Here is a 22,811-nt window from a genome sequence, read left to right as displayed (position 1 = left end):
ACGCATGGCCGGCCACACCCTCGACTCGCGCCTGGACGGTGCTGTGGGGGGCAAGACGGCGGCGGCCCTCGAGCGCGCCTTCGGCATGAAGACGGTGGGCGACCTGTTGGCGCACTACCCCCGCCGGTACGCCCTTCGCGGTGAGCTGACCCCGATCTCGTCTCTTCCGATCGGCGAGCCGGTCACGATCGTGGCCGAAGTGCGGCGCGCCACCGAGCGGCGCATGCAGAACCGCAAGGGCTCCATCCTCGAGGTCGTCATCAGCGATGGCCAGGGCGATCTCTCGCTGACCTTCTTCAATCAGTCCTGGCGCAGCAAGGAGCTGCAGCCCGGTCGGCGAGGCATCTTCGCCGGCAAGGTGGGCGAGTACCGGGGTGCGAAGCAGCTCGCGCACCCGGATTACGAGCTCTTCGACGACGAAGACACGGCGCGACTCAACGCCCAGGCCTACGCGAGTCTGCCCATCCCGATCTATCCGGCGACCAGCACCATCGCGAGCTGGCAGTTCACGAAGTTCGTCGAGATCGTGCTCACGGCTCTCGGCCCCATCGATGACCCGCTGCCCGAGGCGGTGCGAGTGCGCCACGGCCTGCTCGACGCGCGCACCGCGCTCGAGCGGATCCACCGTCCCGGATTCGAGGACGAGATCGAGCAGGCGCGCGAGACGCTGCGGTGGCAGGAGGCGTTCGTGCTCCAGGCGGCCCTCCTCCAGCAGCGCCAGTTCGTGCGCGCGCTGTCGGCCACGAAGCGCGAGCCCGGCGCCCTCCTCGAGCGGTTCGACGAGCGCCTGCCCTTTCCGCGCACCCCCGACCAGGTGACGGTCGGCGACCAGGTCGCGCGCGACCTGCAGGGGGACTGGCCGATGAATCGGCTGGTGCAGGGCGAGGTCGGCTCGGGCAAGACCCTCGTCGCGCTGCGAGCCATGCTCCAGGTGGCCGAGAGCGGAGGCCAATCGGCCCTCATCGCGCCGACCGAGGTGCTCGCCGGACAGCACGTTCGATCGATCGCCCGGATGCTGGGGCCCCAGCTCGCCCCCGAGCTCATGCCGACTCTCCTCACGGGCCAGCTGACGGCGGCGGAGCGCCGGAAGGCGGCCCTCCGCGTCGCGTCGGGCCAGGCCAGGATCGTCGTGGGCACTCACGCGCTCCTCAGCGCCTCCACGACTTTCGCCGACCTCGGGCTCGTCGTCGTCGACGAGCAGCACCGATTCGGCGTCGATCAGCGTGAGTCGCTGCGCGCCAAGGGATCGTCTCCGCACGCGCTCGTGCTGACGGCGACCCCCATTCCCCGCACGGTCGCCATGACCGTGTTCGGCGACCTCGACGTCTCGACCATCCGCACGATGCCCGAGGGTCGCGCCGGAATTCAGACCTTCGTCGCGCCGCTCGCCGAGAAGCCGGCCTGGTTCGGCAGGGTGTGGGAGCGGATCGTCGAAGAGGTCGGGCTCGGCAGGCAGGCGTTCGTCGTCTGCCCCGCCATCGACGCCGAGACCGCGACGAAGGACGACACCGCCGACGAGCCCGTCGACGAGCCGCCGACCCGCACCCGGTGGGGCGTCGTGCAGGTCGCCGATCTCCTCTCCCGGCAGCCGGGCTACGAGGGGATCCGCGTCGAGATCCTGCACGGAAAGATGCCCTCCGACGAGAAGGATGCCGTCATGCAGGCCTTCGCCCGCGGCGACATCGACGTCCTCATCGCGACGACGGTCGTCGAAGTCGGCGTCGATGTGCCGAACGCCTCGACCATGGCCATCCTCGAGGCGGATCGGTTCGGCGTCTCGCAGCTGCACCAGCTGCGGGGCCGCGTCGGGCGCGGCGGCATCCCGGGCCTCTGCCTGCTCGTCACCGAGGCACCCGCCGGCACCTCCGCCCGTGAGCGGGTCGAGGCCGTCGCGGCGACGCTGGACGGGTTCGCCCTGGCCGAGGTCGACCTCGAGCTGCGCGGCGAAGGCGATGTGCTGGGCGGCGCGCAGTCGGGCGCCCGTTCGTCGCTGCGCCTCCTGCGGGTCGTCAAGGACGCCGACCTCATCGCCACGGCCCGGGATGCCGCGGAGCGCGTGCTCGAGGCCGATCCTTCGCTCAGAGAGCACGGCGGCCTCGCCGCCGCGATCGAGCGCCGGGTGGGCATGGAGGAGCGCGCGGCCCTCGCCAAGAACTGAGGCGCGAGCCGCCGCATCCACCGCAAGTAGGGTGGAGCGCATGAACAACCGGATCGCCGTCGTCCCGGGGTCGTTCGACCCGCCGACGCTCGGGCACCTCGACGTCATCCGTCGCGCAGCCGGCCTCTACGACCAGCTCCACGTGCTCGTGGTGCACAACCCCGGCAAAGAGGCGATGCTGCCCATTGCCCATCGCCTCACGCTGATCGAGCAGTCGATCGCCGAGAGCGACATCGAGGCCGATGTCGTCGTCGCCTCATGGAGCATGGGTCTGCTGGTGGACTACGCGACCGATGTCGGCGCGGGCGTCCTGGTGAAGGGCATTCGCTCACAGGTGGACGTCGCCTATGAGACGCCGATGGCGATCGTCAACCGCCATCTTGCGCACGTCGAGACGGTGTTCCTGCTGCCCGACCCCGCGCACGCGCTCGTGTCGAGTTCGCTCGTGCGCCAGGTCGCATCGCTGGGCGGCGATGTGTCGCCGTTCGTCCCGCCCGCCGTCGCGCGCTTCCTGGGAACCCCCGCCGAGATCTGACGCGGGACGCTTCCGCTCGGCCGGTCCACAGCCGCGCGCCGGTAGCATTGACGACCGTGAGAAAGCGCCGAAACGGACCCCTGGACCTCAACGTCCGAGACATCGTGCACCGCCCGGGCGAGATGCGCGAGCACTCGCTCGAGATCGCCGCCCCGGCCAAATGGGGCGAAGGACTGGTCTCCGTCGCAGAGGGCGAGACGGTCGCCGTCGACGTCCGGCTCGAGTCGGTCCACGAGGGCATCCTCGTGACCGCCGAGATCGACACGGAGTACACGGGAGTGTGCGGCCGGTGCCTGCGTGACATCGCCGAGCCCCTCCAAGTCGAGATTCAGGAGCTTTTCGCGTATCCTGGAGCAGAAGCAACTGACTTCGAGGTTCAAGACGACCACGTGGATCTTGAAACTCCCGTCAGGGATGCGATTGTCCTGTCGCTCCCGTTTCAACCGGTCTGTCAGCCGGATTGCCCCGGCCTCGATCCGGTCACGGGCGAGCGGCTGACCGAGAAGACCGGTTCAGAGCAGCACGAGCCCCTCGATCCACGTTGGGCCGCGCTCCAGGACTACACCTCAGACCGCGACGACTGAAGCAACGCGCCTCGGCGTCGAGAACACAGAAGAGAGCAAGCCATGGCAGGTAACCCCCCGAAGCGGAAGGTCTCCCGCTCGAACACTCGTTCACGTCGTGCGCAGTGGAAGGCGGCGCCCATCACGCTGACCACCACCGTCGAGAACGGCAAGGTCGTCTACAGCCGTCCCCACCAGGCGAAGGTCGTCACCGACTCGCAGGGCACTGAGCTGTTCCTCGAGTACAAGGGCCGCAAGGTCGCTGACGTCTGATCGCTCGCGCAGCGACGTGACGCAGGTCACTTCAGGGCGCACAGCCCTCGCAGAGAAGCTCGGTGTCGATATCGACGCCGAGCTTCTCTCGCTTGCGCTCACCCACCGCTCGTACGCGTACGAGCAGGGGCAGATCCCGCACAACGAGCGCCTCGAGTTCCTCGGCGACTCGGTGCTCGGACAGGCCGTGACGGTCCGGCTGTACACCGAGCATCCGGATCTCGATGAAGGCTCGCTCGCGAAGCGTCGAGCGGCGGTCGTCTCGACCGTCGCGCTGGCCGCCGTTGCTCGGCGCATCGGGCTCGGGGAGCACATCCTCCTCGGACGCGGCGAGCAGCTGACCGGCGGCAAGGACAAGGACTCGATCCTCGCCGACACCCTCGAGGCGATCATCGGTGCGACCTACCTCTCGGTGGGTCCGGATGCCGCGACGGACCTCGTGCTGCGGCTCATCGAGCCGCTCTTCCGCGACCCTGATCGCTACGGCGCTGCGATGGATCCCAAGACGAGCCTGCAGGAGCTCGCGGCGCGCAAGCAGGTCGCGCCGCCTGTGTACGTCGTCGCCTCCACGGGCCCCGACCACGAACGCCGCTTCACGGCGACCGTGACCGCGGGAGATGTCACGGCCGACGGGACGGGCACGAGCAAGAAGCACGCCGAGGCGGCGGCCGCCCTCGCGGCGTGGCACCTGCTCAGCGGACGTGCCTGAGCTTCCCGAGGTCGAGGTCGTCCGGGCAGGACTCGAGCCTGCGGTCACCGGTGCGACCATCGCCGCTGTCACGGTGCTCGACGAGCGGGCGCTGACCCGTCATCGCGGCGGGGGCGCCGACTTCGAGGCTGCCCTCACGGGGCGCGTCATCGCGGCGGCCGCGCGCCGGGGCAAGTTCCTGTGGCTCCCGCTCGCCTCACGCCCGGATGCTGCCGCCCACGAGGCCGTCGTGGGCCACCTGGGAATGAGCGGCCAGCTTCTGCTGCGCGCCCCCGGTGCTGCGCCCGAGCGGCACGAGCGCGTCCGCATCGACATCCAGCATCCGGAGCACGGAGAGCTCGCCGTCGTGTTCGCCGACCAGCGTACCTTCGGGTCTCTCGCCGTCGATCATCTCGTTCCGACTCCGGATGCTGCGCCCGGCGGCCGCGGAACCGCCGACGCATCCGTTCCCAGCCAGGTCGCGCACATCGCGCGCGATCCGCTCGACCCCGCCTTCTCCGATCGGCTCTTCCGCGCGGCGGTCGGGCGCAAGGGGTCGGCGATCAAGCGTGTGCTGCTCGATCAGACCGTCGCGAGCGGGATCGGCAACATCTATGCCGACGAAGCGCTGTGGGCCTCCCGCATCCATCCCGAGACGCGTGCGGATTCGCTGTCGTCGCGCGCGATCGGGCGGCTCCTCGCGGAGGTGCGGGCGGTGCTCGAGAAGGCGCTGGCCGAAGGCGGCACGAGCTTCGACGCGCAGTACGTCAACGTCAACGGCCAGGCCGGCTACTTCGCCCATTCGCTGAACGCCTACGGCCGGACCGGCGAGCCGTGCGCCCGCTGTGGCCGGCCGATCGTGCGCGTGTCGTTCATGAACAGGTCGAGCCACTTCTGCCCGCATTGCCAGAAGGTGCCGCCCGCGGCGTGAGAGCGGCACCTCGTCGAGGCGCTAGCCCTCGGTCGAGAGGGTGTATTCCCCCTCCGCGCAGCCCGTGACGAGCCACCCGCCCGGCACAGCATCCAGCTGGAGATCTGCGATGCCTGTCATGGTGACCTGCGGCTCGGTAGATCCGGGAATCCAGACCTCCAGGCCGCAGGACTCGGAGCTGGTCTCACCGCTGAGGGTGAGTGCCGCCCCGTCTGCCGTGAGTCGGGTGACCGTGCCCGGCGCCGAACGCGGGTACGCGCGGCTCAGGATGGCGAGCAGATCGTCGCGCGGCGCAGCGTCGTCTCCCGTGGCGCAGTCCTGCGGGATGAGGGCGTCGCCGAACTCGCCGATGCCGTTCTGGGGGTCGCCGCACGCCTGCTTCCAGACCCAGTAGGCGCTCCCGAGCACGCGATCGTCCTCCTCCGCCGCATACCGGGTGAGCCGTGCGACCCGGTCGGCGGCATCCCCCCAATACCCGTACTCGCCCGACCAGAGGGGGACGCCGTAGGCCTGTGCCGCACGCTCGGCGAGTTCGAACTGACGCTCGATCCCCACGATCGGCGGGAGCCCCAGTGATCGGTCCATGGTGATCGACTCCGCGTACAGGTGCGGGGAGTAGACGATGTTCGCGTCATCCGTGAAACCTGGCGTCGGACCCGTGTCGAATCCGAGCCCCGACCAGAGGATGCTCGGCTCGAAGAAGACGATCTGGGGTGCTCCCGCGGCGCGGATCTCCTCGATGGCGCGGTCGTAGAAGCGGCCCAGCAGATAGGAGGTCGTCACGGGCGCGCTCTCGCCGAAGCCGGGCTCATTCAGAAGGTCGAACCCTGCGACGGCCGGCTCATCGCGGAAGGTCGCCGCGAGCTCGGCCCACGTCCTGATGAAGGCCGACTGCACGCCATGCGTGTCGAAGTAGAAGTGCTGGAACGCGCGATCGCTCGCGGGCGAGATGTCGCGCCCCTGGAACTGGCAGCGGGGTGCGCCGTCGGTCCGGGTAGCCCAGCCGGGGGCGCCGTCGTAACCCCACATCGGGTCGGTGCCGGGGCGGCAGGCCGTCCCCTCCGGCGTCGCGCCGTTCCACCAGCTGTCCTGGTGCATGTCGATCACGATGTAGATGCCGTACTTCTTCGCCCAGCCCACGGCATCCTCGATGAGGCCCAGGTACTCCGCGTCGAGCTGACCGCGATCGGGCTCGAGCGCAGACCACGAGATGCCGAGCCGCGCGACATTGAACCCCTGCTCGGCCATGCCGGCGAAGTCGGACTCGGTGAGCGGACGAGTCCCCTCGACGTCGGGGCGGGGCTCGAAGAAGTCGACCAGCTGGTTGACGTTCGCCCCGCGCAGCAGGACCTGGTTGCCTCGTCCATCGGCGATGACGTCGCCATCCGCACGAAGGAATCCCGCGAGCGGCGGGTCCTGCGGCTGTGCCACCGCTGCAGGGGAGACCGCGGGCACGACGATCGTGACGGCGGCCGCGAGGACGGCGACCGAGGCCGCCACCACCCGCATCGTGCCGACCGACCGGCGCGCCGCCACCCGGTCGACGAGGACCGCGACCATCCCGACGACCCAGCCGACGGCTGCGCCGAAGGAGAGACCGTCTGCGAGTGCCACGTACGCGCTCATGGCGGGCCAGAGTTCGCCGGTGAGTCCGCCGCCGACGACGAAGGCGACGCAGGCCTGGACGAGGCCCACCGCGGCACCTGCGACGACCGCCGCGAGCCATCCGCCCAGCACCCCGGGCACCCGGCGGCGCATCCACCGCAGGGTCAGGGCGCAGGCGGCCGCGAGCAGCAGCATCCCGACGATCATCGAGAGCGGACCCCGGTCGGCTCTGGCGGCAGGAACGCCTGGTGCGTACACGACGCCCGTCCACCAGAGGCCCGCAACGATGGGAGCGAGGGTCGCGAACACGAGTGCGGGCACCCAGACCTCGCCCGGGCTGTGGCGCTCCCGCTGGGGCCTGCCGCCGAGCCATCGCGTCAGAGCCGCGACGATGGCGGCCGCCGGCAGCGCCTTCGCGGTGACGAATCCTGCACCCCATGCCGCGACCGCGAGGTCTCCCGTCATCACGAGGCAGGCCGCCGCCTGGGCGAGCAGAACCGCCAGCACGACCCCCGGGAAGAGGGTCCAGAAGCGTTCGCCGGCACGAGCCGCCACCCACCACACCATCCCGAGCAGCACCGGAAGGAACACGACGTACGCCGCGAACGGCCAGACACCGGAGTCCAGCGACGGCACGGCTCCGGACCAGCCCACGAGCGCGAGCAGGCCGGTCGGGTCCAGCACCGCTTGAAGGAGAACGAGTGCCACCGTCGACGAGAGCGCGACGATGACACGACGGGAACGCTTCATTGCACTCCGTGTGACGAGGGGGATCGGGCCTGCACAGCATCCGCGATCGATTGCACGATGTCAAACCGAGACGGCTCAGGTCACAGGGAGGACTGCGGAGGACGGATGCTGCGCCCGCGCCGCCGGCGGGCGCAGCATCCTCTCAGTCGAGCACCTTCTTCCACGCTCCCGCGTATGAGACCGGAGTAAAGCCGATCGCCTCGTTGATGGCGAGCATGTGCCGGTTCTCTTCGGCGTTGAACGTGGAGACCCGCGGCGATTCGGGCACGAGGTCGCGCCAGCGCAGGAGGTTCACGCACTTCACGATCGCCCCCAGCCGCCTGCCGCGGTGCTCCTTCAGCACGAGCGTGCCCCACTGGTGCGTCGCCCCCGAGCGGTCACCGGCGATGGCGAGCTCGTTGTACGCGGCGATCCGACCGGTCGGGACGTGCTCGACGCAGGCCACCGAGACGGTGAACCCCTGAGCAGCCAGGCGGGCATCCCGGCGCCGGATGCGCTCGGCATCCCACGTCTGCTCGTCGACGTCGAGCCCGCCCTGCGGCACGTCCGTCGACATGCGCGACATGGCGTACGCGAGGCCCTCCTGGTAGGCCTCCGGAGTCGGCGACGTCCACGCCACCGGCCGGTAGTCGGGCCCGGCCTTTTCCCGCGCTTCGGCGAGCATCCGCTCCACACCGTCGAACGGCGATCGCATGTCGAAGGCGCTGTTGCGCTCCACCTGTTCGAGCGTGAGGCCGTTCTCGAGGCAGAACACGGTCTGGCGGTCGTCGGCGGGAATCTCTCCCCATCCCGTCGACGGGCGGAGGGCGGGACCTGTGCCGTCGGCGCGGTGCAGGGTGAAGATCTGGATCGACGTGCGACCCAGCAGGCGGGCTTCGGCCTCGACAGCCGCGAGCAGCGCCTCCTCGGCGCCTCCACCCCATCTGCCCGGTGCGATGAAGACGTCGAACTCCGCCGTCGTCGCACCGGCCTCTTGCGGGTAGACCAGATTGGCGACGCCGACGACCTCGTCCGCACGCTCCGCGACGAAGCCGGTCCGGCCCCAATCCGTCTGGTCCTGCCACGCCACGAGCGCTTCCCGCGGGTCCTCGTCGAGGTCGCCGTGCCCGGCATCGAGGCGGCACGCGGCATTGGCGATCTCGATCATGCGGAGGAACAGTCCCGCATCAGGAGCATCGAGGGTCGCGGGCGGCACAAGCTGCCGGACGGTCAGGGGATGCAGGGCGACCTCAGTCATCGAGCACCTTCTTCCAGGCTCCCTCGTAGGCGATCGGTGTGAAGCCGATCGCCTCGTTGATGTCGAGCATCGGACGGTTCTCCTCTGCGTTGTAGGTGGTGATGCGGGGCGACTCGGGGACGAGTTCTCGCCACGTCAGCAGGCCGATGCATTTCACGAGCATCCCGAGCCGGTGGCCCCGGTGCTCCTTCAGCACGAGCGTGTCCTCCTGATGGGATGCCGCGGTGCGATCCGGGCCGATCACCAGTTCGTTGAACGCGCACAGCGCCCCGCTCTCGATGTGCTGGGCGGCGGTGACGAGCATCAGCCGGCCGCCGTCGGTGTACGTCGAGTCGTGCCGCGCCAGGCGAGCGGCATCCCACGTCTCCTCGTCGAACTCGAGCGCCGCCGCCGGAGCGTCCGTCGACATCCGGGACTTCATCCAGGCGTAGCCCTCGACGAACTCATCCGGTGTAGGCGGCGACCACTGCACGACCCGGTAGTCGGACGCCGCGGTGCGCGCGGCGGCGAGCAGCTCCTCGAGCCTCTCGTTAGAGGCTCGGAGGTCGAGCGCGCTGACTCGCTCCACCTGCTCGAGCGTGTAGCCGTTCGTCCGGTAGAAGTGCGGCGCGGTCCTCGGGGATCGACCCGAAGCCGGTGGGCGAGAGGATCACGGGCCCCGGAGCGGCCGGATGCTCCGCCCAGGATTGCAGCACCGTGCGGCCGTGCGCTCGCGCGGTCTGCTCGACGAGGGCGTGCCCTGCCGTGCCGAGCCCCTGTGCGTGAACCTCCGCGAGGAGTTCGATCAGCCAGTAGGCGGCCTTCGAGCCCTTCTCGAGCGGAAGGTCGACGCCGACGCGGCCGACCGGCCGGCCGTCGAGAACGACCAGCCACAGGCAGCGAAGCTCGTAGCTGTCCCGCTGATAGAGCGGGAGCAGCTCGGCGGCGGAGACGGAGTTGTCGTCGCTTCCGCGGATCTCGCGGTAGACGCGATTGCGCACCTCGACCATCGAGATGAAGTCGCTCGCGTCGGACGAGTGGATGGATTCGGGGATCGCGATCGGTCGGAACTCGACCCCGAGGAGTGTGGAGGTGTTCATTTCTGCTCTCTCAGAGGAGGAAAGAAGGAGAGTCGGAACGCGTATGCGCCGACGAATGGTGGCGGAGCCGGGGCCGACGTGGGTGTGCCGGCAGCGGGTGCCCGAGGGCGAGCGCAATCGCGCGGATGCCCGGGCGGCGACCTGCCTGGAGGCGGAGCTCTCCTAGGAGCGGATCAACGGTCCGCGGGGAAGAACGCGCAGAAGGAATCGGTCGCCGAGGTGCAGACGGAGCCGGTGAATGCTGGTGCAGGGGACTGCGTGCGGGCTTCGATCATCATGGCGACCTCCTTTCGACTTCTGGACGCGATCAGTGACGCTAGCGCAGCCCCGAGGGGCCGTCAAGACCTTCGGCGCGATGGTGCAGGCGGGGCTGCGGCGCTTCGGCCCCGCCTGCCGAGGGGCGGGAAGGCCGTCGGGTACGGTTGTCGGGATATCCGTAAGCCGCGCGAAGGGGCTCGTCCATGCACCTGAAGAGCGTGACGCTCAAAGGGTTCAAGTCGTTCGCGCAGCCGACGACCTTCGCGCTCGAACCCGGTGTGACGTGCATCGTCGGACCGAACGGCTCGGGCAAGTCGAACGTGGTCGATGCCCTCGCCTGGGTGATGGGCGAGCAGGGAGCCAAGACGCTCCGCGGCGGGAAGATGGAGGACGTCATCTTCGCCGGCACCGCCACGCGCGGCCCACTCGGCCGGGCCGAGGTGCAGCTCACGATCGACAACGCCGACGGCGCATTGCCGATCGAGTACTCCGAGGTGACGATCAGCCGCACGCTGTTCCGCAACGGGGCGAGCGAGTACGCGATCAACGGCGACACGTGCCGGCTGCTGGACGTGCAGGAGCTGCTCAGCGATTCTGGGCTCGGGCGCGAGATGCACGTCATTGTCGGACAGGGGCGGCTCGACACCGTGCTGCAGGCATCCCCCGAGGATCGCCGCGGATTCATCGAGGAGGCCGCGGGCATCTTGAAGCACCGCCGCCGCAAGGAGAAGACGCTCCGCAAGCTCGACGCGATGGAGGCGAACCTCACGCGCCTGAGCGATCTCGCGGGCGAGCTGCGACGCCAGCTCAAGCCGCTCGGACGACAGGCCGAGATCGCGCGGGAAGCGGCGACGATCGCAGCGGTCGTCCGCGACGCCAAGGCGCGGCTCTTCGCCGACGAGCTCGTGGGCCTCCGTGAGGAGCTCGCGGGCCATACGCGCAGCGAGCAGGAGCGGCACGCGGAGCGGCTCGTGCTGCAGGATCAACTCGACTCGTTCCGGCTGCGCATCGAGCAGCTTGAGGCAGACCAGCGCTCCGAAGCGGTCGACCGGGCCCGCAGCGTCGCTTTCGGTCTCGAGCGCGTGCAGGAGCGCATCCGTGGTCTCTTCACACTCGCGGGGCAACGGCTCGCGCTCCTCGGCGACGACGATCGCGACGATTCCTCAGCCCTCTCGACCGTGTCGCAGCCCATGATCGACGAGGTGCGCGCAGAGATCGACGAGATCGCGAGCGGGCTGGGAGACGCGCAGGATGCCGCCACCGAGGCTGCTCGCGACGTCATGCGCGCGCGTGCCGAACTCGATGCGCTCGACGCCGACATCTCGGCTCAGAGCGCGCTCGTGTCGGAGCACGACATGCGCATCACCGCGCTGCGCGGCACCGCCGAGGCAGCGGCATCCGCTCTCGCGGCTGTCCGGGCCGCCGTCGATCGCCAGCAGCGGGCGCTGGACGCCGCCCAGCAGCGGCGCCTCGAGGCCGAGCAGATCCTCGCCGGCATCGACCCCGATCTCGTGCCCGAGGAGTCGGCTGCCGAGCACGCCGCCGCCTACGAGCGGGCGCAGCGGGAGGCGACGGATGCCGAGGCCGCGGTGGGCGGACTGCGGGAGCGCCTCCACACCGCAGAGCGGGAACTGGACTCCCTGACCGCGCAGACGAAGACGCTCGGTCGCGCGCTGGATGTGCGCAACGCAGCCGCCGAGATCGTCGCGGGCGGAGGGGCCGGCATCCGGGGACTCATCGGCGACGCGATCAAAGTCACGCCCGGCTACGAGACCGCCATCGCCGCTGTGCTGGGCCCGCTCGCCGAGGGCGTGCTCGTCGACTCGCGCGACGACGCGTTCGCCGTTGCCGGATCGGTGCGGGGAGGCGATCTCGGCGTCGTCGACATCGCGATCGCCACGTCGAACGACGCTCCCGAGTCGATCGCGGGCATCCCGGGCGCGACCGCGGCGCGCGACATCGTGAAGGCGCCGGACGGCGTCCTCGCCCTCTTCCGCCACGTCGTGATCGTGGATGACCTCGCAGCGGCGCAGGCGCTCCTCCCCGCTGACCGCCCTGTCACCGTGGTGACGCGGGCGGGGGAGGTCGTGACCGCGCAGACCGTGCGAGCGGGGTCGGGCCAGAGCCGGTCGCGCCTGGAACTGGCCGCCGAGCGCGACGCCGCGGCCGACCGCCTCTCGGAGATCGTGGTCATCGCCGACTCGCTCCGCGAAGCACTCGCCGACCGCGTGCGCGGACTCGACGCCGCTCGGAAGGCGACCAGGACGGCGCTCGAGACGCTGCGTGCGCACGACGCCGCCGCGGCGGCGCACGCCGAGCAGGTCAACCGTGCGACCGTGCGGCACGAGGCTGCGATCGCCGAGTGCGACCGCCTCGCCGCAGGCCTCGCCCAGGCTCAGGCTGCCGTGGCGGATGCCGAGGCATCCGCACGGGTCGCCGGCGAGCAGCTCACGGTCGCACTCGAGGCCCCGCGCCCGATCCTGGACGCGTCGTCGCGGGAGGGAATGCTCGCCGCGCTCGAAGCCGCGCGAGAAGGCGAGATGCGCACGCGCCTGGACGTGGAGACGCTGCGTGAGCGCGTCCGCGCCGGCGAAGCGCGTGTGGTCCAGCTCGAGAAGCAGCGGGAACGGGAGCGGGATGCCGCGGCCGAAGCGGCACGCAGAGCTGTCATCCGGCGCGCCCAGCGTGAGATCGCCGCCGATGTCGCCGCCCAGGTTCCGGCGCTCCTCGACTCCGTCGACCGCTCGGTGACGCAGGCGCGCGTCGACCTGGCGACCGCGGAGTCCGCGCGGACCGCGGTGACGCAGGAGCTCGCGGAGCTGCGGACCCAGGAGACCGCCATCCGTGCCCGGCTCACCGGGCTCACCGAGAGCGTCCACGGCCTCGAGCTGCAGATCCACGAGAAGCGGCTCCACGTGACGAGCCTGCTCGAGCGTGTCGCGTCGGAGCTCGGTCTTGAAGAAGACGTCCTGGTCGCGGAGTACGGTCCGGACCTGGCTGTGCCCCTCGATCTCGGCACCGAGGACTCCGCCGCCCCCGCCGGCGCGCACGACGGCGCGGTCGTGGTCGAGACCGTCCCCTTCGATCGGGCGGGCCAGCGCAAACGGCTCCAGGATGCGGAGCGCAAGCTCTCGCAGCTCGGCCGGGTCAACCCGCTCGCCCTCGAGGAGTTCGCCGCGCTCGAGCAGCGGCACAAGTTCCTGACCGAGCAGCTCGCCGATCTGACGCAGACCCGCAAAGACCTGCTCACGATCATCGAAGAGCTCGACGAGCGGATGCAGTCGATCTTCCTCGCTGCGTTCGAAGACACGAGAGTCGCGTTCGGCGAGGTGTTCCCCGTGCTCTTCCCCGGCGGCACGGGAAGCATCTCCCTCACCGATCCGGACCACCCCCTGACGACCGGCATCGAGGTCGCCGTACGGCCCGTCGGCAAGAAGATCGAGCGGCTGTCGCTGCTCTCCGGTGGAGAGCGGTCGCTTGCCGCGGTGGCGCTTCTGACGGCGATCTTCAAGGCCCGGCCGAGTCCGTTCTACATCCTCGATGAGGTCGAGGCGGCGCTTGACGATGCCAACCTCGGGCGGCTGCTCGGCGTGTTCGAGCAGCTCCGCGAGTCGAGCCAGCTGATCGTCATCACGCACCAGAAGCGCACCATGGAGATCGCGGACGCCCTCTACGGGGTCTCCATGCGCCAGGACGGCGTGTCCGCCGTCGTCGGGCAGCGCGTGGGCGAGCGCGTCGCGAGCTGACCGGGCATATCCTCCCAGGCCCCCAAGGTCTATGCTTCGCGCATGAATCACTCCGCGCGAAGGCGCGTGGGCGTGGTCGCCCTCGCCATCGGCATTCTGGTAACCCCGGCCTGCACTGCAGCGCCGCGGGAGGGTGCACCCGTGCCCGCCGTGTCATCAGACCCGCCTGCCCCCAGCGATGATGCGGTGGCGGAGACGGTCGACACTTCGATTCCGCTGGAGCTCACCTTCGAGGCGGGAGATGACCTGGAAGCGGGGTCGATTGCCGCGGAGTGGATCGATCCGTTCGCAACCGACCCTGAATTCTCCCTTCTCTCGCCGGATGACGGGAACGGCTCCTGGTCGTACACCGACGATACGAACGGATGCACGATCGTCTTCTATCAGGGCACCCTGAAGGATTTCGCCGCAGAGGACTCTGATCGCGCATCGACGATCTCCGCGATCGCGGGGATCGCGCAGGGCAGGGATGCGGAGGTCACACCGGAGGTCGTGGAGACCTACGGAGACGACTTTCCCATCGATCAGACGCAGGAGGGCGGCACGGCGTCGCTGTGGGGCCTGGGGGCCGAACTGACCGATGGGTCGAGCTGGGCGGACTCGGCCAGATTCTTCAACGCAATCCAGTCGATCTACTACTTCGCCATCGATTGCCCCAGCGGGACAAACGCGTACGACGAACACGACCGGGTCGTCGGCCCGAAGGGGCTGGCGCTGCACGTKACCGAAACCGCKGGGAGTGAGTGATGCGTGCGGCGACGTGGGGGTGCGTGGTCGTGCTGACCCTCGCCCTGGGTCTCGCAGCGTGTTCGAACGGAGTCGCTTCCGCGCCTTCAGCCGATGACACGGTGCGCGATGTCACCTCCGATCCGTCACCGCCCCCTGCCGCATCCCCCTCGCAGCCGAGCGCCGTCGCGGACCAGGACATTCCGTTCGAGGGTGCTGGGGGCAACGCGAGGATCGTCGCCGTCGAGTGGGGCGAATCGCTCGCGTCGGCCGAGGGCTTCGCCGCAGAGCCGCCCCGATTGGGGGCGCGCGGCACCTATCGGGATGAGGCGAGCGGTTGCACGACGGAGCTCATTCAGGTGCTGCCGGAGCTCTCCGCCGGAGACGATGCCCGGGCGGCATCGGACGACGGCATTCGCTGGCTGACGGAGCAGCTGAAGCCGGGCTCGAGCGAGGGTATCGACGCATACATCGGTGACAGCCGCGTCGATCGAGAAGGTGGTGGGAAGGTTGCTGTCCGGGTGGCAGCTGTCGCGTGGGAGGACCGATCGAACGCGATCATGGGGGCGCGCGCCTTCCCGGAGCTCGACCTGGCTGTGCTCTTCCTCGTCACCTGCCCGGCCACCTCGAGCAGCAGAGATGAGATCCAAGAACTCGCGCTCGCCGGCCACTTGGACCTGATCGTGGGAGTGCGAAGGGGCTGACGGCGTCACATGCCCCGCAGCTCGAGGCTGCGCAGGCACGAGTGCACAGGCGGCGCCTCGTAGGCTGGGAGGCATGGCAGACAGCCCCTGGTCCCTTGTGCGGGCCCTCCGGACGATGTTCGCGGCGCCCGAGATCACCGAGGTCACCTGGCTCGACCTCGAGACCGCGCTGCTGACGGCCGACTTCGGGCCTGACACCACGGAGCGGATCATCGACGACCTCCGCGAGAAGGTCGACAGGTATCACACGAACGATCCGAAAGATCTTCACCGGATGCTGAAGGAGAGCCTCGAGGAGCACTTCGCGAAGTTCGACACCACGCTGCGACTCACCGAGCGTCCGGCGGTCGTGCTCGTCGTCGGGGTCAACGGCGTCGGCAAGACGACGACCATCGGCAAGTTCGCGAAGTTCCTGCAGCGGTACGGGCGCAGTGTCGTGGTCGGGGCGGCCGACACCTTCCGCGCTGCGGCCGTGGACCAGCTGGCGACGTGGGCGGAACGGGGCGGGGCTGCGATCGTCCGTCCCCAGCAGGAGGGCCAGGATCCGGCATCCGTCGCCTTCCAGACGATCGACTATGCCAAGCGCACCGGGACCGAGATCGTGCTCGTCGACACGGCGGGGCGGCTGCACACCAAGGGCGGTCTGATGGACGAGCTGGGCAAGATCCGGCGTGTCATCGAGAAGCAGGCGCCCATCAGCGAGGTGCTGCTCGTGCTCGATGCGACGACCGGCCAGAACGGGGTCATGCAGGCCCAGGCGTTCCTCGAGCACGCGGGCGTGACGGGTCTCGTGATCACCAAGCTCGACGGCTCGGCGAAGGGCGGCTTCGTGCTCGCGGTTCAGGAGCGGACCGGGATTCCGGTGAAGCTGCTCGGGAACGGTGAGGGGATCGGCGACCTCACCGGCTTCACCCCGCACGTGTTCGCGGCATCGCTCGTGGAGTGATTTCGCGACGCGCCGAGATCCCTGGGCCTCCGGGCTACCGTCTGGGGCGCAGGGCTGGTTTCATGGGGACATGGCGATCGAACACGACTTCTTCGGACTTCTCGAGTCCGGGCCGGACGGATCGATCTTCTGGTCCGAGAACGTCGAGCTGGGGGATCAGTCCGTCACTGTCGATCTCACCGCGCCCGACCAGGACGACGTCTCGGAAGCGGCACTCGACGTGGCCGCGGGACTCGTCTCGTCCATCGAGGAGATCGACCGGAGTGCCCGCAATGCGATGGTGTCCGAGCTCGACGACCGCACCAGCGAGGTGACCGAGTACATCCTGCAGCAGCAGGCTCTGCTGGGGGAGGACATCGACGAGGCGCTGGTGGACATCTCGGGCGACGTGCACATCGACGTCATCCGCTCGCTCCAGCTGATGAGCATGACGATCCTCGCGGACGAGCACGGAGGGTCCGACCCCTTCGCGGTCCTCGAGTACGCACTCGACCCGGATGCGACCGACGACGTTCTGCTGGTCAACCTCGGCTCGGACGGCGATGTGCTCTCGGTGACCAGCGCCGACTGAATGCAGACCTTTCTTCCGGCCCCTCACACCGCCTGCGCGAACCCTCCGTCGGCATGCACGTCCCGCGCGATGTGCGCCAGGTGGGGAGGGATCTCACGGCCCTTCGAGATCATCGACTGCGCCCACAGGCGGCCCGCGCGGTAGGACGACCGCACGAGCGGGCCGGCGAGCACGCCGAGGAAGCCGATGCGCTCGGCTTCCTCTTTGAACTCGACGAACTCCTGAGGCTTGACCCAGCGTGCGACGGGCAGATGACGAGGAGTCGGCCGCAGGTACTGCGTGATGGTGATGATGTCGGTACCCGCATCGTGCAGGTCCTGCAGCGCCTGGACGACCTCTTCCGGGTCTTCGCCCATGCCGAGGATCAGGTTCGACTTCGTGATGAGCCCCGCCTCGCGCGCCGCGGTCAGGACGCCGAGCGACCGTTCGTAGCGGAAGGCAGGACGGATGCGCTTGAAGATGCGCGGCACCGTCTCGACGTTGTGGGCGAACACCTCGGGACGTGAGTCGAAGACCTCCGCGAGCAGCGCGGGATCGCCGTTGAAATCGGTCGCGAGGATCTCGACGCCCGTGCCCGGGTTGTCGGCGTGGATCCGCCGCACGGTCTCGGCGTGCAGCCACGCACCGCCGTCAGGCAGGTCATCGCGCGCGACGCCGGTCACTGTCGCGTAGCGCAGCTGCATCCGCTGGACGCTCTCCGCGACGCGGCGCGGCTCGTCCATGTCGTAGTCCGCCGGCTTGCCCGTGTCGATCTGGCAGAAGTCGCAGCGCCTCGTGCACTGCGAGCCGCCGATGAGGAAGGTCGCCTCGCGGTCCTCCCAGCACTCGTAGATGTTGGGGCAGCCCGCTTCCTGGCAGACGGTGTGGAGCTCCTCGGACTTCACCAGCGAATGGAGCGCCTGGTACTCCGGCCCCATCTTCGCCTTCGTCTTGATCCACTCCGGCTTGCGCTCGATCGGCGTCTGGGCGTTGCGGACCTCGAGGCGAAGGAGCTTGCGTCCGTCGGGGGCGTGCCCGGGGCCGGATGCCGACGCCGAAGCGCCCGCGGCGCCTCCGTGAGCACTCCCGCACGCGCTCACGCTGCGACCGCCGCGTACTCGGACTGGAAGCGGCTGACCACGGACCCGACGACGTCGACGGGGGCGATGTCGGCCCCGACGAGCTCGCTCAAGGTGGTGACTCCGGCATCCGCGATTCCGCACGGGACGATGCCGCGGAAGCCCGCCAGCGAGTTGTCGCAGTTGAGCGCGAACCCATGCATCGTGACACCCCGCTGCACTCGCACGCCGATCGCCCCCACCTTGTCCTCCGAGAGTGGCCGCCGCACCCACACGCCGCTGCGCCCTTCTACCCGGATACCCTCCACCCCGTATCCGGCGAGCACGTCGATCAGGATGCTCTCGAGGCGACGCACGTGCGCCACCACGTCCAGCGGCTCGGGGAGTCGCACGATCGGGTAGCCGACCAGCTGGCCCGGACCGTGCCACGTGATCTTCCCGCCCCTGTCGACATCCACGACCGGCGTACCGTCCGTGGGCCGCTCGTGGCGCGCCGTCCGCGCTCCTGCGGTGTACACCGGCTCATGCTCCAGCAGGACGAGCGTGTCGGGACGGCTCCCGGCCACGACCTCGGAATGGATGCTGCGCTGCAGCGCCCAGCCGTCCTGATAGGGCACGAAGTCCGGGTCGAAACCCTGTGTGACGATCTCGAGCACGGCGCTCCTTGGTTAGCACGACTTTCTGGATCGCGTCCAACAATACGCGCACTCACACGGCATCGCGCCGGATAGCGTGAGGGCATGAACGCTGAGCCGCGCACCGGCCGCCCACGCGCGTCGTCCCGCGAGACGCTCGCCGAGGCTGCCTGCGAGCTCTTCCTCGAGCAGGGCTTCGAGCAGACCTCGATCGTGGACATCACCTCCCGGGCTGGGGTGAGCCGCTCGAGCTTCTTCAACTACTTCGCCTCCAAGTCCGACGTGCTGTGGGCTGGGCTCGATGAGCGGCTGGATGCCGCGGTACGGCGCCTCGCCCACGACCCCGACGCGACCGCGCGTGACGTGCTGCGCGACATCGCCGACGGCTTCGCGCCTGACAGCCTCGCGCTCGCCGTCGCGAACGCCGACACCATGGGCCTGACCGACGAGATCGAACGCGAGCGGGCCCTGCGCCAGGCACGCCTCGCGAGCGCGGTCGCTGCACGGGCCGCGGCTGACGGGACCCCGCGGCTCGCCGCCGCGGTCCTCGGCGCGGCGGCCGCCGGGGCCGTGCTTGCAGCGCTCTGGGAGTGGGGAGAGGCGGGACCCGGTCGCACGGACCTCGCGACGCTGCTCGACGAGGCGTTGAGCTTCGTGCCCGGTTTGGCGGCGGCGTAGTCGCGGCCGGATCTGCACAACTCCGTCGATGCAGGCTCGCCGTGCCCGGGAGGGGTCGGTTGCGCGGGTCCGCGGTCCGATGTTGAGGAGTTGTGCAGGGGCACGGAGGAACGGGCGCACGCCCGGACTCCGCAGGTGATCGCCCGTGCTCACGGCGGGCTCCCGCATCCGCTCCCGTAGAATCGGGGGATCATGGCTACCTTCGGCACGCTCTCCGATCGTCTCACCGAGACCTTCCGCAACCTCCGCAAGAAGGGGCAGCTCACGCCCGCGGACGTCGACGGAACGGTGCGCGAGATCCGTCGCGCGCTGCTCGACGCCGACGTCGCCCTCGTCGTGGTCAAGGACTTCACCGCCAAGGTGCGCGAGCGCGCGCTCGGCGACGAGGTCAACCGGGCGCTGAACCCCGCGCAGCAGGTCGTCCAGATCGTCAACGAAGAACTCGTCGCGATCCTCGGCGGCGAGCAGCGGCGACTGCAGTTCGCCAAGAATCCGCCGACCGTGATCATGCTCGCCGGACTGCAGGGCTCGGGCAAGACGACCTTCGCCGGCAAGCTCGCCAAGATGCTCGAGAAGGACGGCCACACGCCGCTCCTCGTCGCCGCCGACCTGCAGCGCCCCAACGCCGTCAACCAGCTGCAGGTCGTCGCCCGTCAGGCCGGTGCCGCCGTCTACGCGCCGCAGCCCGGCAACGGCGTCGGCGACCCCGTGCAGGTTGCGCGAGACGGCGTGGAGGTGGCGCGCCGACAGCAGCACGACATCGTCATCATCGACACGGCCGGCCGGCTCGGCGTCGACGCCGAGCTGATGAAGCAGGCATCCTCCATCCGCAAGGCGACCAACCCCGACGAGGTGCTGTTCGTCATCGACGCGATGATCGGTCAGGATGCCGTCAACACGGCGAAGGCCTTCCAGGAGGGCGTCGACTTCACCGGTGTGGTGCTGTCCAAGCTCGACGGCGATGCGCGCGGCGGGGCGGCGCTGTCTGTGGCATCCGTCACCGGTCGCCCCATCGTGTTCGCATCCACGGGTGAAGGACTCGACGATCTCGAGCCGTTCTACCCCGACCGCATGGCCAAGCGCATCCTCGACCTCGGCGACATCCTGAGCCTCATCGAGCAGGCGCAGGCGGCGTTCGACGAGGAAGAGGCGATGAAGGTCGCCGAGAAGCTCGCGACCGACCAGTTCACCCTCGAAGACTTCCTCGCCCAGCTTCAGCAAATGAAGAAGATGGGCTCCATGAAGAAGATGCTCGGGATGCTGCCGGGCATGGGGCAGATGAAGGAGCAGCTCGAGAACTTCGACGAGCGCGAGATCGACCGCACCGAGGCGATCATCCGCTCGATGACCCCGGGGGAGCGGCGCAACCCCAAGGTGCTCAACGGCTCGCGAAGGCTGCGCATCGCGCGCGGCTCGGGCATGACGGTCACCGACGTCAACGCCCTCGTCAACCGGTTCGAGCAGGCCGCCAAGATGATGAAGACCGTCGCCCGCGGCGGCGTGCCGAACATCCCTGGCATGGGCCCGATCCCCGGGGGCCGCCCGGGTGCGTCGAGCAAGCGCGGCAAGCAGGTCAAGGCGAAGGGCTCGCGTTCGGGCAACCCCGCGAAGCGCGCAGCGGAGAACGCCGGGATCGCCCAGGCTGCCATCGAGGCCCCGACCGGGTCGGGCTTCGGCCTGGGCAGTCCGAAGGGCGCGCCGACGGCCGAGGACCTCGCCGAGCTGCAGCGGATGCTCGGCAACGGCTGAACCCACGACGTCGGTCCGCCGCGGCCGACTGACCTGCCTCAGCGGGCGAGCTGCGAGAAGTGCTCGCGCAGCGTCGGACCCGCACGGAACTCGCGGATCAAGTGCTGCACGACCTCGCGCAGGTCGCCGTCCGCGGCATCCGCCACCCGCAGCTGCCGGTCGTAGCTCGCGCCCTGGGTGAGCGTCGTCTCGAGGCCGGCGAACTCACGCCCGCACTTGAGCTCGACCGCGACGTCCACGAGCCGGTCCATCGTCTGGCGCAGGTGCTCGCGCACGGGCGCCTGAGTGCCGTCGGCATCGACGATGATCCGGGCATCCAGCCCGTATCGCGCGGCGCGCCACTTGTTCTCGCGCACGAACCACGGCGGGATGACCGGCAGTTCCCGGCCGGCATCCAACTCGCGGGAGAAATGCTCGACGAGCACCTGCACGAGCGCCGCGACGGCGGCGAGCTCGGGCAGCGTCGACATCCCGTCACAGGCGCGGATCTCGATCGTGCCCCACCGCGGGGCCGGGCGGATATCCCACCGCACCTCGGTCGCGTCGGCCATCACACCGGTTCGCACCATGTCCTCGAGATACCCCTCGAACTCGGACCAGTTCTGCAGGGGCCACGGCAGCCCGGCCGTCGGAAGCTGCTGGAACACGAGCGCCCGATTCGACGCGTACCCCGTGCGCTCCCCGGCCCAGAAGGGGGACGAAGCCGACAGTGCCTGGAGATGCGGCAGATAGACCGACAGCGCATTGATCAGCGGGAACACTTTGTTGACGTCTTCCACGCCGACGTGCACGTGGATGCCCCAGATCATCATGTTGCGGCCCCACCACTGGGTCCGCTCGATGAGGTTGTGGTACCTGGTCTTGTCGGTCACCTGCTGGTCGTACCACTGCGCGAAGGGGTGGCTCCCGGCGCACAGCAGCTCGATGCCGAGAGGATTCGTCACCTCCCGGATCGCCGCGATCGCGTCCGCGATGTCGTCGACCGCGGCCTCGACCGTGTCGCCGACCCCGCTCGTGACCTCGACCGTGTTCGTCAGCAGCTCGCCGGTCACCGTGAACCGCTCGAGCGCTGTGCGCTCCTCGACGACGTCCAGCACCTCGGGCGCGCGCGGCACGAGGTCCCCCGTGGCCCCGTCGGCGAGCATGAGCTCCCACTCCAGCCCAACGGTGGAACGGGCGGATGTCGCGAAGGGCACCGTCATCCGCACAGTTTGCCATGACGGATGCTGTCGCCGCCGTGGCATCGCCGCTGCCGGCGCAGCCGCCGGTTCGCGACAATCCCCGGGATGTGGTGGGCGGGGGTTCACGGGGACCCCTCGTGGTGTGCGGGGCGGGGGTGTTCGCGACACTCCCCGGGATCTGGCAGAATAGAGGGTCGGACCCGGCGCTCGACCCTCTATCCAGCGTCGCCGTCCTCCTATTGAGCTTCCGCCGGGTGTGCACCCCACTCTCCAGGCGATCGGTTCGTCTCACCTCCACACAATTCAGGAGAATCGTGGCTGTCAAGATTCGTCTCAAGCGCCTCGGCAAGATCCGTGCGCCCTACTACCGCATCGTCGTGGCCGACTCGCGCACCAAGCGCGATGGTCGTGTCATCGAGGAGATCGGCAAGTACCACCCCACCGAGGAGCCCTCGTTCATCGAGGTCGACTCCGAGCGCGCGCAGCACTGGCTCAGCGTGGGCGCCCAGCCCACCGAGCAGGTCCGCGCCATCCTCAAGCTGACGGGCGACTGGGGTCGCTTCAAGGGCGACAAGGATGCTGTCTCGACCGTCAAGGTGGCCGAGCCCAAGCCGGACTTCGAGATCGACTCCGCCAAGAAGTCGGTCATCAAGCCCAAGGCTGAGAAGAAGGCTGAAGAGCCCGTCGCCGAGGCTCCGGCCGACGCTGACGCCGACTCCGCCGCAGACGCAGAGTAATTC

21 protein-coding genes are annotated in these 22,811 nt (G+C 69.5%); 14 read left to right on the top strand and 7 right to left on the bottom strand.

Annotated elements, in window-relative coordinates; genetic code table 11:
• Positions 1-4: 4 nt before the first annotated feature.
• The 6 genes from AC1DP3_RS11985 (at position 5) to mutM (ending at position 5,148) form a co-directional block, all read left to right on the top strand.
• Positions 5-2,158 (top strand): ATP-dependent DNA helicase RecG, encoded by a 2,154-nt coding sequence (locus tag AC1DP3_RS11985; protein WP_477293525.1) that lies wholly within the window; start codon positions 5-7, stop codon positions 2,156-2,158.
• 40 nt (positions 2,159-2,198) lie between these two features.
• Positions 2,199-2,693, top strand: a complete 495-nt coding sequence (gene coaD, locus AC1DP3_RS11980; protein WP_477293523.1) for a pantetheine-phosphate adenylyltransferase — start codon at positions 2,199-2,201, stop codon at positions 2,691-2,693.
• A gap of 122 nt (positions 2,694-2,815) precedes the next feature.
• Positions 2,816-3,277, top strand: coding sequence for a YceD family protein (locus AC1DP3_RS11975; RefSeq protein ID WP_477293669.1), 462 nt, complete (start codon positions 2,816-2,818; stop codon positions 3,275-3,277).
• Between the two features lie 42 nt (positions 3,278-3,319).
• Positions 3,320-3,529 carry a 50S ribosomal protein L32 gene (gene rpmF, locus AC1DP3_RS11970; RefSeq protein ID WP_028495421.1) on the top strand — a complete coding sequence of 70 codons (210 nt, stop codon included), beginning with the start codon at positions 3,320-3,322 and terminating at the stop codon, positions 3,527-3,529.
• 16 nt (positions 3,530-3,545) lie between these two features.
• Complete coding sequence (gene rnc / locus AC1DP3_RS11965) at positions 3,546-4,238, top strand: ribonuclease III (RefSeq protein ID WP_477293521.1); 693 nt, start codon at positions 3,546-3,548, stop codon at positions 4,236-4,238.
• Positions 4,231-5,148, top strand: coding sequence for a bifunctional DNA-formamidopyrimidine glycosylase/DNA-(apurinic or apyrimidinic site) lyase (gene mutM, locus AC1DP3_RS11960; protein WP_477293519.1), 918 nt, complete (start codon positions 4,231-4,233; stop codon positions 5,146-5,148). The genes rnc and mutM overlap by 8 nt, the downstream gene beginning before the upstream one ends.
• 21 nt (positions 5,149-5,169) lie before the next feature.
• On the opposite strand, the gene AC1DP3_RS11955 is transcribed toward mutM, so the two are convergent.
• The 4 genes from AC1DP3_RS11955 to AC1DP3_RS11940 all read right to left on the bottom strand — a co-directional run bounded on the left by AC1DP3_RS11955 (position 5,170) and on the right by AC1DP3_RS11940 (position 9,819).
• Positions 5,170-7,503, bottom strand: coding sequence for a glycoside hydrolase family 5 protein (locus AC1DP3_RS11955; protein WP_477293517.1), 2,334 nt, complete (start codon positions 7,501-7,503; stop codon positions 5,170-5,172).
• A 142-nt stretch (positions 7,504-7,645) separates the two neighbouring features.
• The gene (locus AC1DP3_RS11950) at positions 7,646-8,740 is read right to left on the bottom strand and encodes a GNAT family N-acetyltransferase (protein WP_477293515.1); all 1,095 of its coding nucleotides are present in this window, start codon (positions 8,738-8,740) and stop codon (positions 7,646-7,648) included.
• Positions 8,733-9,308, bottom strand: a complete 576-nt coding sequence (locus AC1DP3_RS11945) for a hypothetical protein (protein WP_477293513.1) — start codon at positions 9,306-9,308, stop codon at positions 8,733-8,735. The genes AC1DP3_RS11950 and AC1DP3_RS11945 overlap by 8 nt, the downstream gene beginning before the upstream one ends.
• Positions 9,271-9,819 carry a GNAT family N-acetyltransferase gene (locus AC1DP3_RS11940; RefSeq protein ID WP_477293511.1) on the bottom strand — a complete coding sequence of 183 codons (549 nt, stop codon included), beginning with the start codon at positions 9,817-9,819 and terminating at the stop codon, positions 9,271-9,273. The genes AC1DP3_RS11945 and AC1DP3_RS11940 overlap by 38 nt, the downstream gene beginning before the upstream one ends.
• Positions 9,820-10,280: 461 nt before the next feature.
• Between AC1DP3_RS11940 and smc the strand changes: the two genes are divergently transcribed.
• From smc to AC1DP3_RS11915, 5 genes are all read left to right on the top strand, one after another.
• A complete protein-coding gene (smc, locus tag AC1DP3_RS11935) occupies positions 10,281-13,823 on the top strand; it encodes a chromosome segregation protein SMC (RefSeq protein WP_477293509.1) in 3,543 nt (1,180 codons plus the stop codon).
• A gap of 42 nt (positions 13,824-13,865) precedes the next feature.
• The gene (locus AC1DP3_RS11930) at positions 13,866-14,570 is read left to right on the top strand and encodes a hypothetical protein (protein WP_477293507.1); all 705 of its coding nucleotides are present in this window, start codon (positions 13,866-13,868) and stop codon (positions 14,568-14,570) included.
• Positions 14,570-15,253 (top strand): hypothetical protein, encoded by a 684-nt coding sequence (locus AC1DP3_RS11925; protein ID WP_477293505.1) that lies wholly within the window; start codon positions 14,570-14,572, stop codon positions 15,251-15,253. The genes AC1DP3_RS11930 and AC1DP3_RS11925 overlap by 1 nt, the downstream gene beginning before the upstream one ends.
• Before the next feature lie 73 nt (positions 15,254-15,326).
• The gene (ftsY, locus tag AC1DP3_RS11920) at positions 15,327-16,199 is read left to right on the top strand and encodes a signal recognition particle-docking protein FtsY (protein ID WP_477293503.1); all 873 of its coding nucleotides are present in this window, start codon (positions 15,327-15,329) and stop codon (positions 16,197-16,199) included.
• Between the two features lie 70 nt (positions 16,200-16,269).
• Entirely contained in the window at positions 16,270-16,770 is a 501-nt protein-coding gene (locus AC1DP3_RS11915) for a DUF2004 domain-containing protein (RefSeq protein WP_477293501.1), read from the top strand.
• Positions 16,771-16,793: 23 nt separating this feature from the next.
• Here the strand turns inward: AC1DP3_RS11915 and lipA are convergent, their stop codons facing one another.
• Together lipA and lipB are read right to left on the bottom strand one after the other, a co-directional pair.
• Complete coding sequence (gene lipA, locus AC1DP3_RS11910; RefSeq protein WP_477293499.1) at positions 16,794-17,849, bottom strand: lipoyl synthase; 1,056 nt, start codon at positions 17,847-17,849, stop codon at positions 16,794-16,796.
• On the bottom strand, positions 17,846-18,484 hold the full coding sequence (gene lipB, locus AC1DP3_RS11905; RefSeq protein WP_477293498.1) for a lipoyl(octanoyl) transferase LipB: 639 nt from the start codon (positions 18,482-18,484) through the stop codon (positions 17,846-17,848). Before lipB ends, lipA begins: the two co-directional genes overlap by 4 nt.
• 84 nt (positions 18,485-18,568) lie before the next feature.
• On the opposite strand from lipB, the gene AC1DP3_RS11900 reads away from it, so the two are divergent.
• Together AC1DP3_RS11900 and ffh are read left to right on the top strand one after the other, a co-directional pair.
• Positions 18,569-19,141 (top strand): TetR/AcrR family transcriptional regulator, encoded by a 573-nt coding sequence (locus AC1DP3_RS11900; protein WP_477293497.1) that lies wholly within the window; start codon positions 18,569-18,571, stop codon positions 19,139-19,141.
• A 192-nt stretch (positions 19,142-19,333) separates the two neighbouring features.
• Positions 19,334-20,890, top strand: a complete 1,557-nt coding sequence (gene ffh, locus AC1DP3_RS11895) for a signal recognition particle protein (protein WP_477293495.1) — start codon at positions 19,334-19,336, stop codon at positions 20,888-20,890.
• 38 nt (positions 20,891-20,928) lie between these two features.
• On the opposite strand, the gene AC1DP3_RS11890 is transcribed toward ffh, so the two are convergent.
• On the bottom strand, positions 20,929-22,092 hold the full coding sequence (locus tag AC1DP3_RS11890) for a glutamate--cysteine ligase (protein WP_477293494.1): 1,164 nt from the start codon (positions 22,090-22,092) through the stop codon (positions 20,929-20,931).
• Between the two features lie 293 nt (positions 22,093-22,385).
• Here AC1DP3_RS11890 and rpsP point away from each other — a divergent pair, with 293 nt between their 5' ends.
• On the top strand, positions 22,386-22,808 hold the full coding sequence (gene rpsP, locus AC1DP3_RS11885; RefSeq protein ID WP_477293493.1) for a 30S ribosomal protein S16: 423 nt from the start codon (positions 22,386-22,388) through the stop codon (positions 22,806-22,808).
• The last annotated feature ends 3 nt before the right edge of the window (positions 22,809-22,811 follow it).

It is taken from the genome of Microbacterium sp. P5_B6, assembly GCF_056400345.1.
Note: the sequence above shows the minus strand (reverse complement) of the source record. Positions and strands in the feature narration are given on the sequence as shown.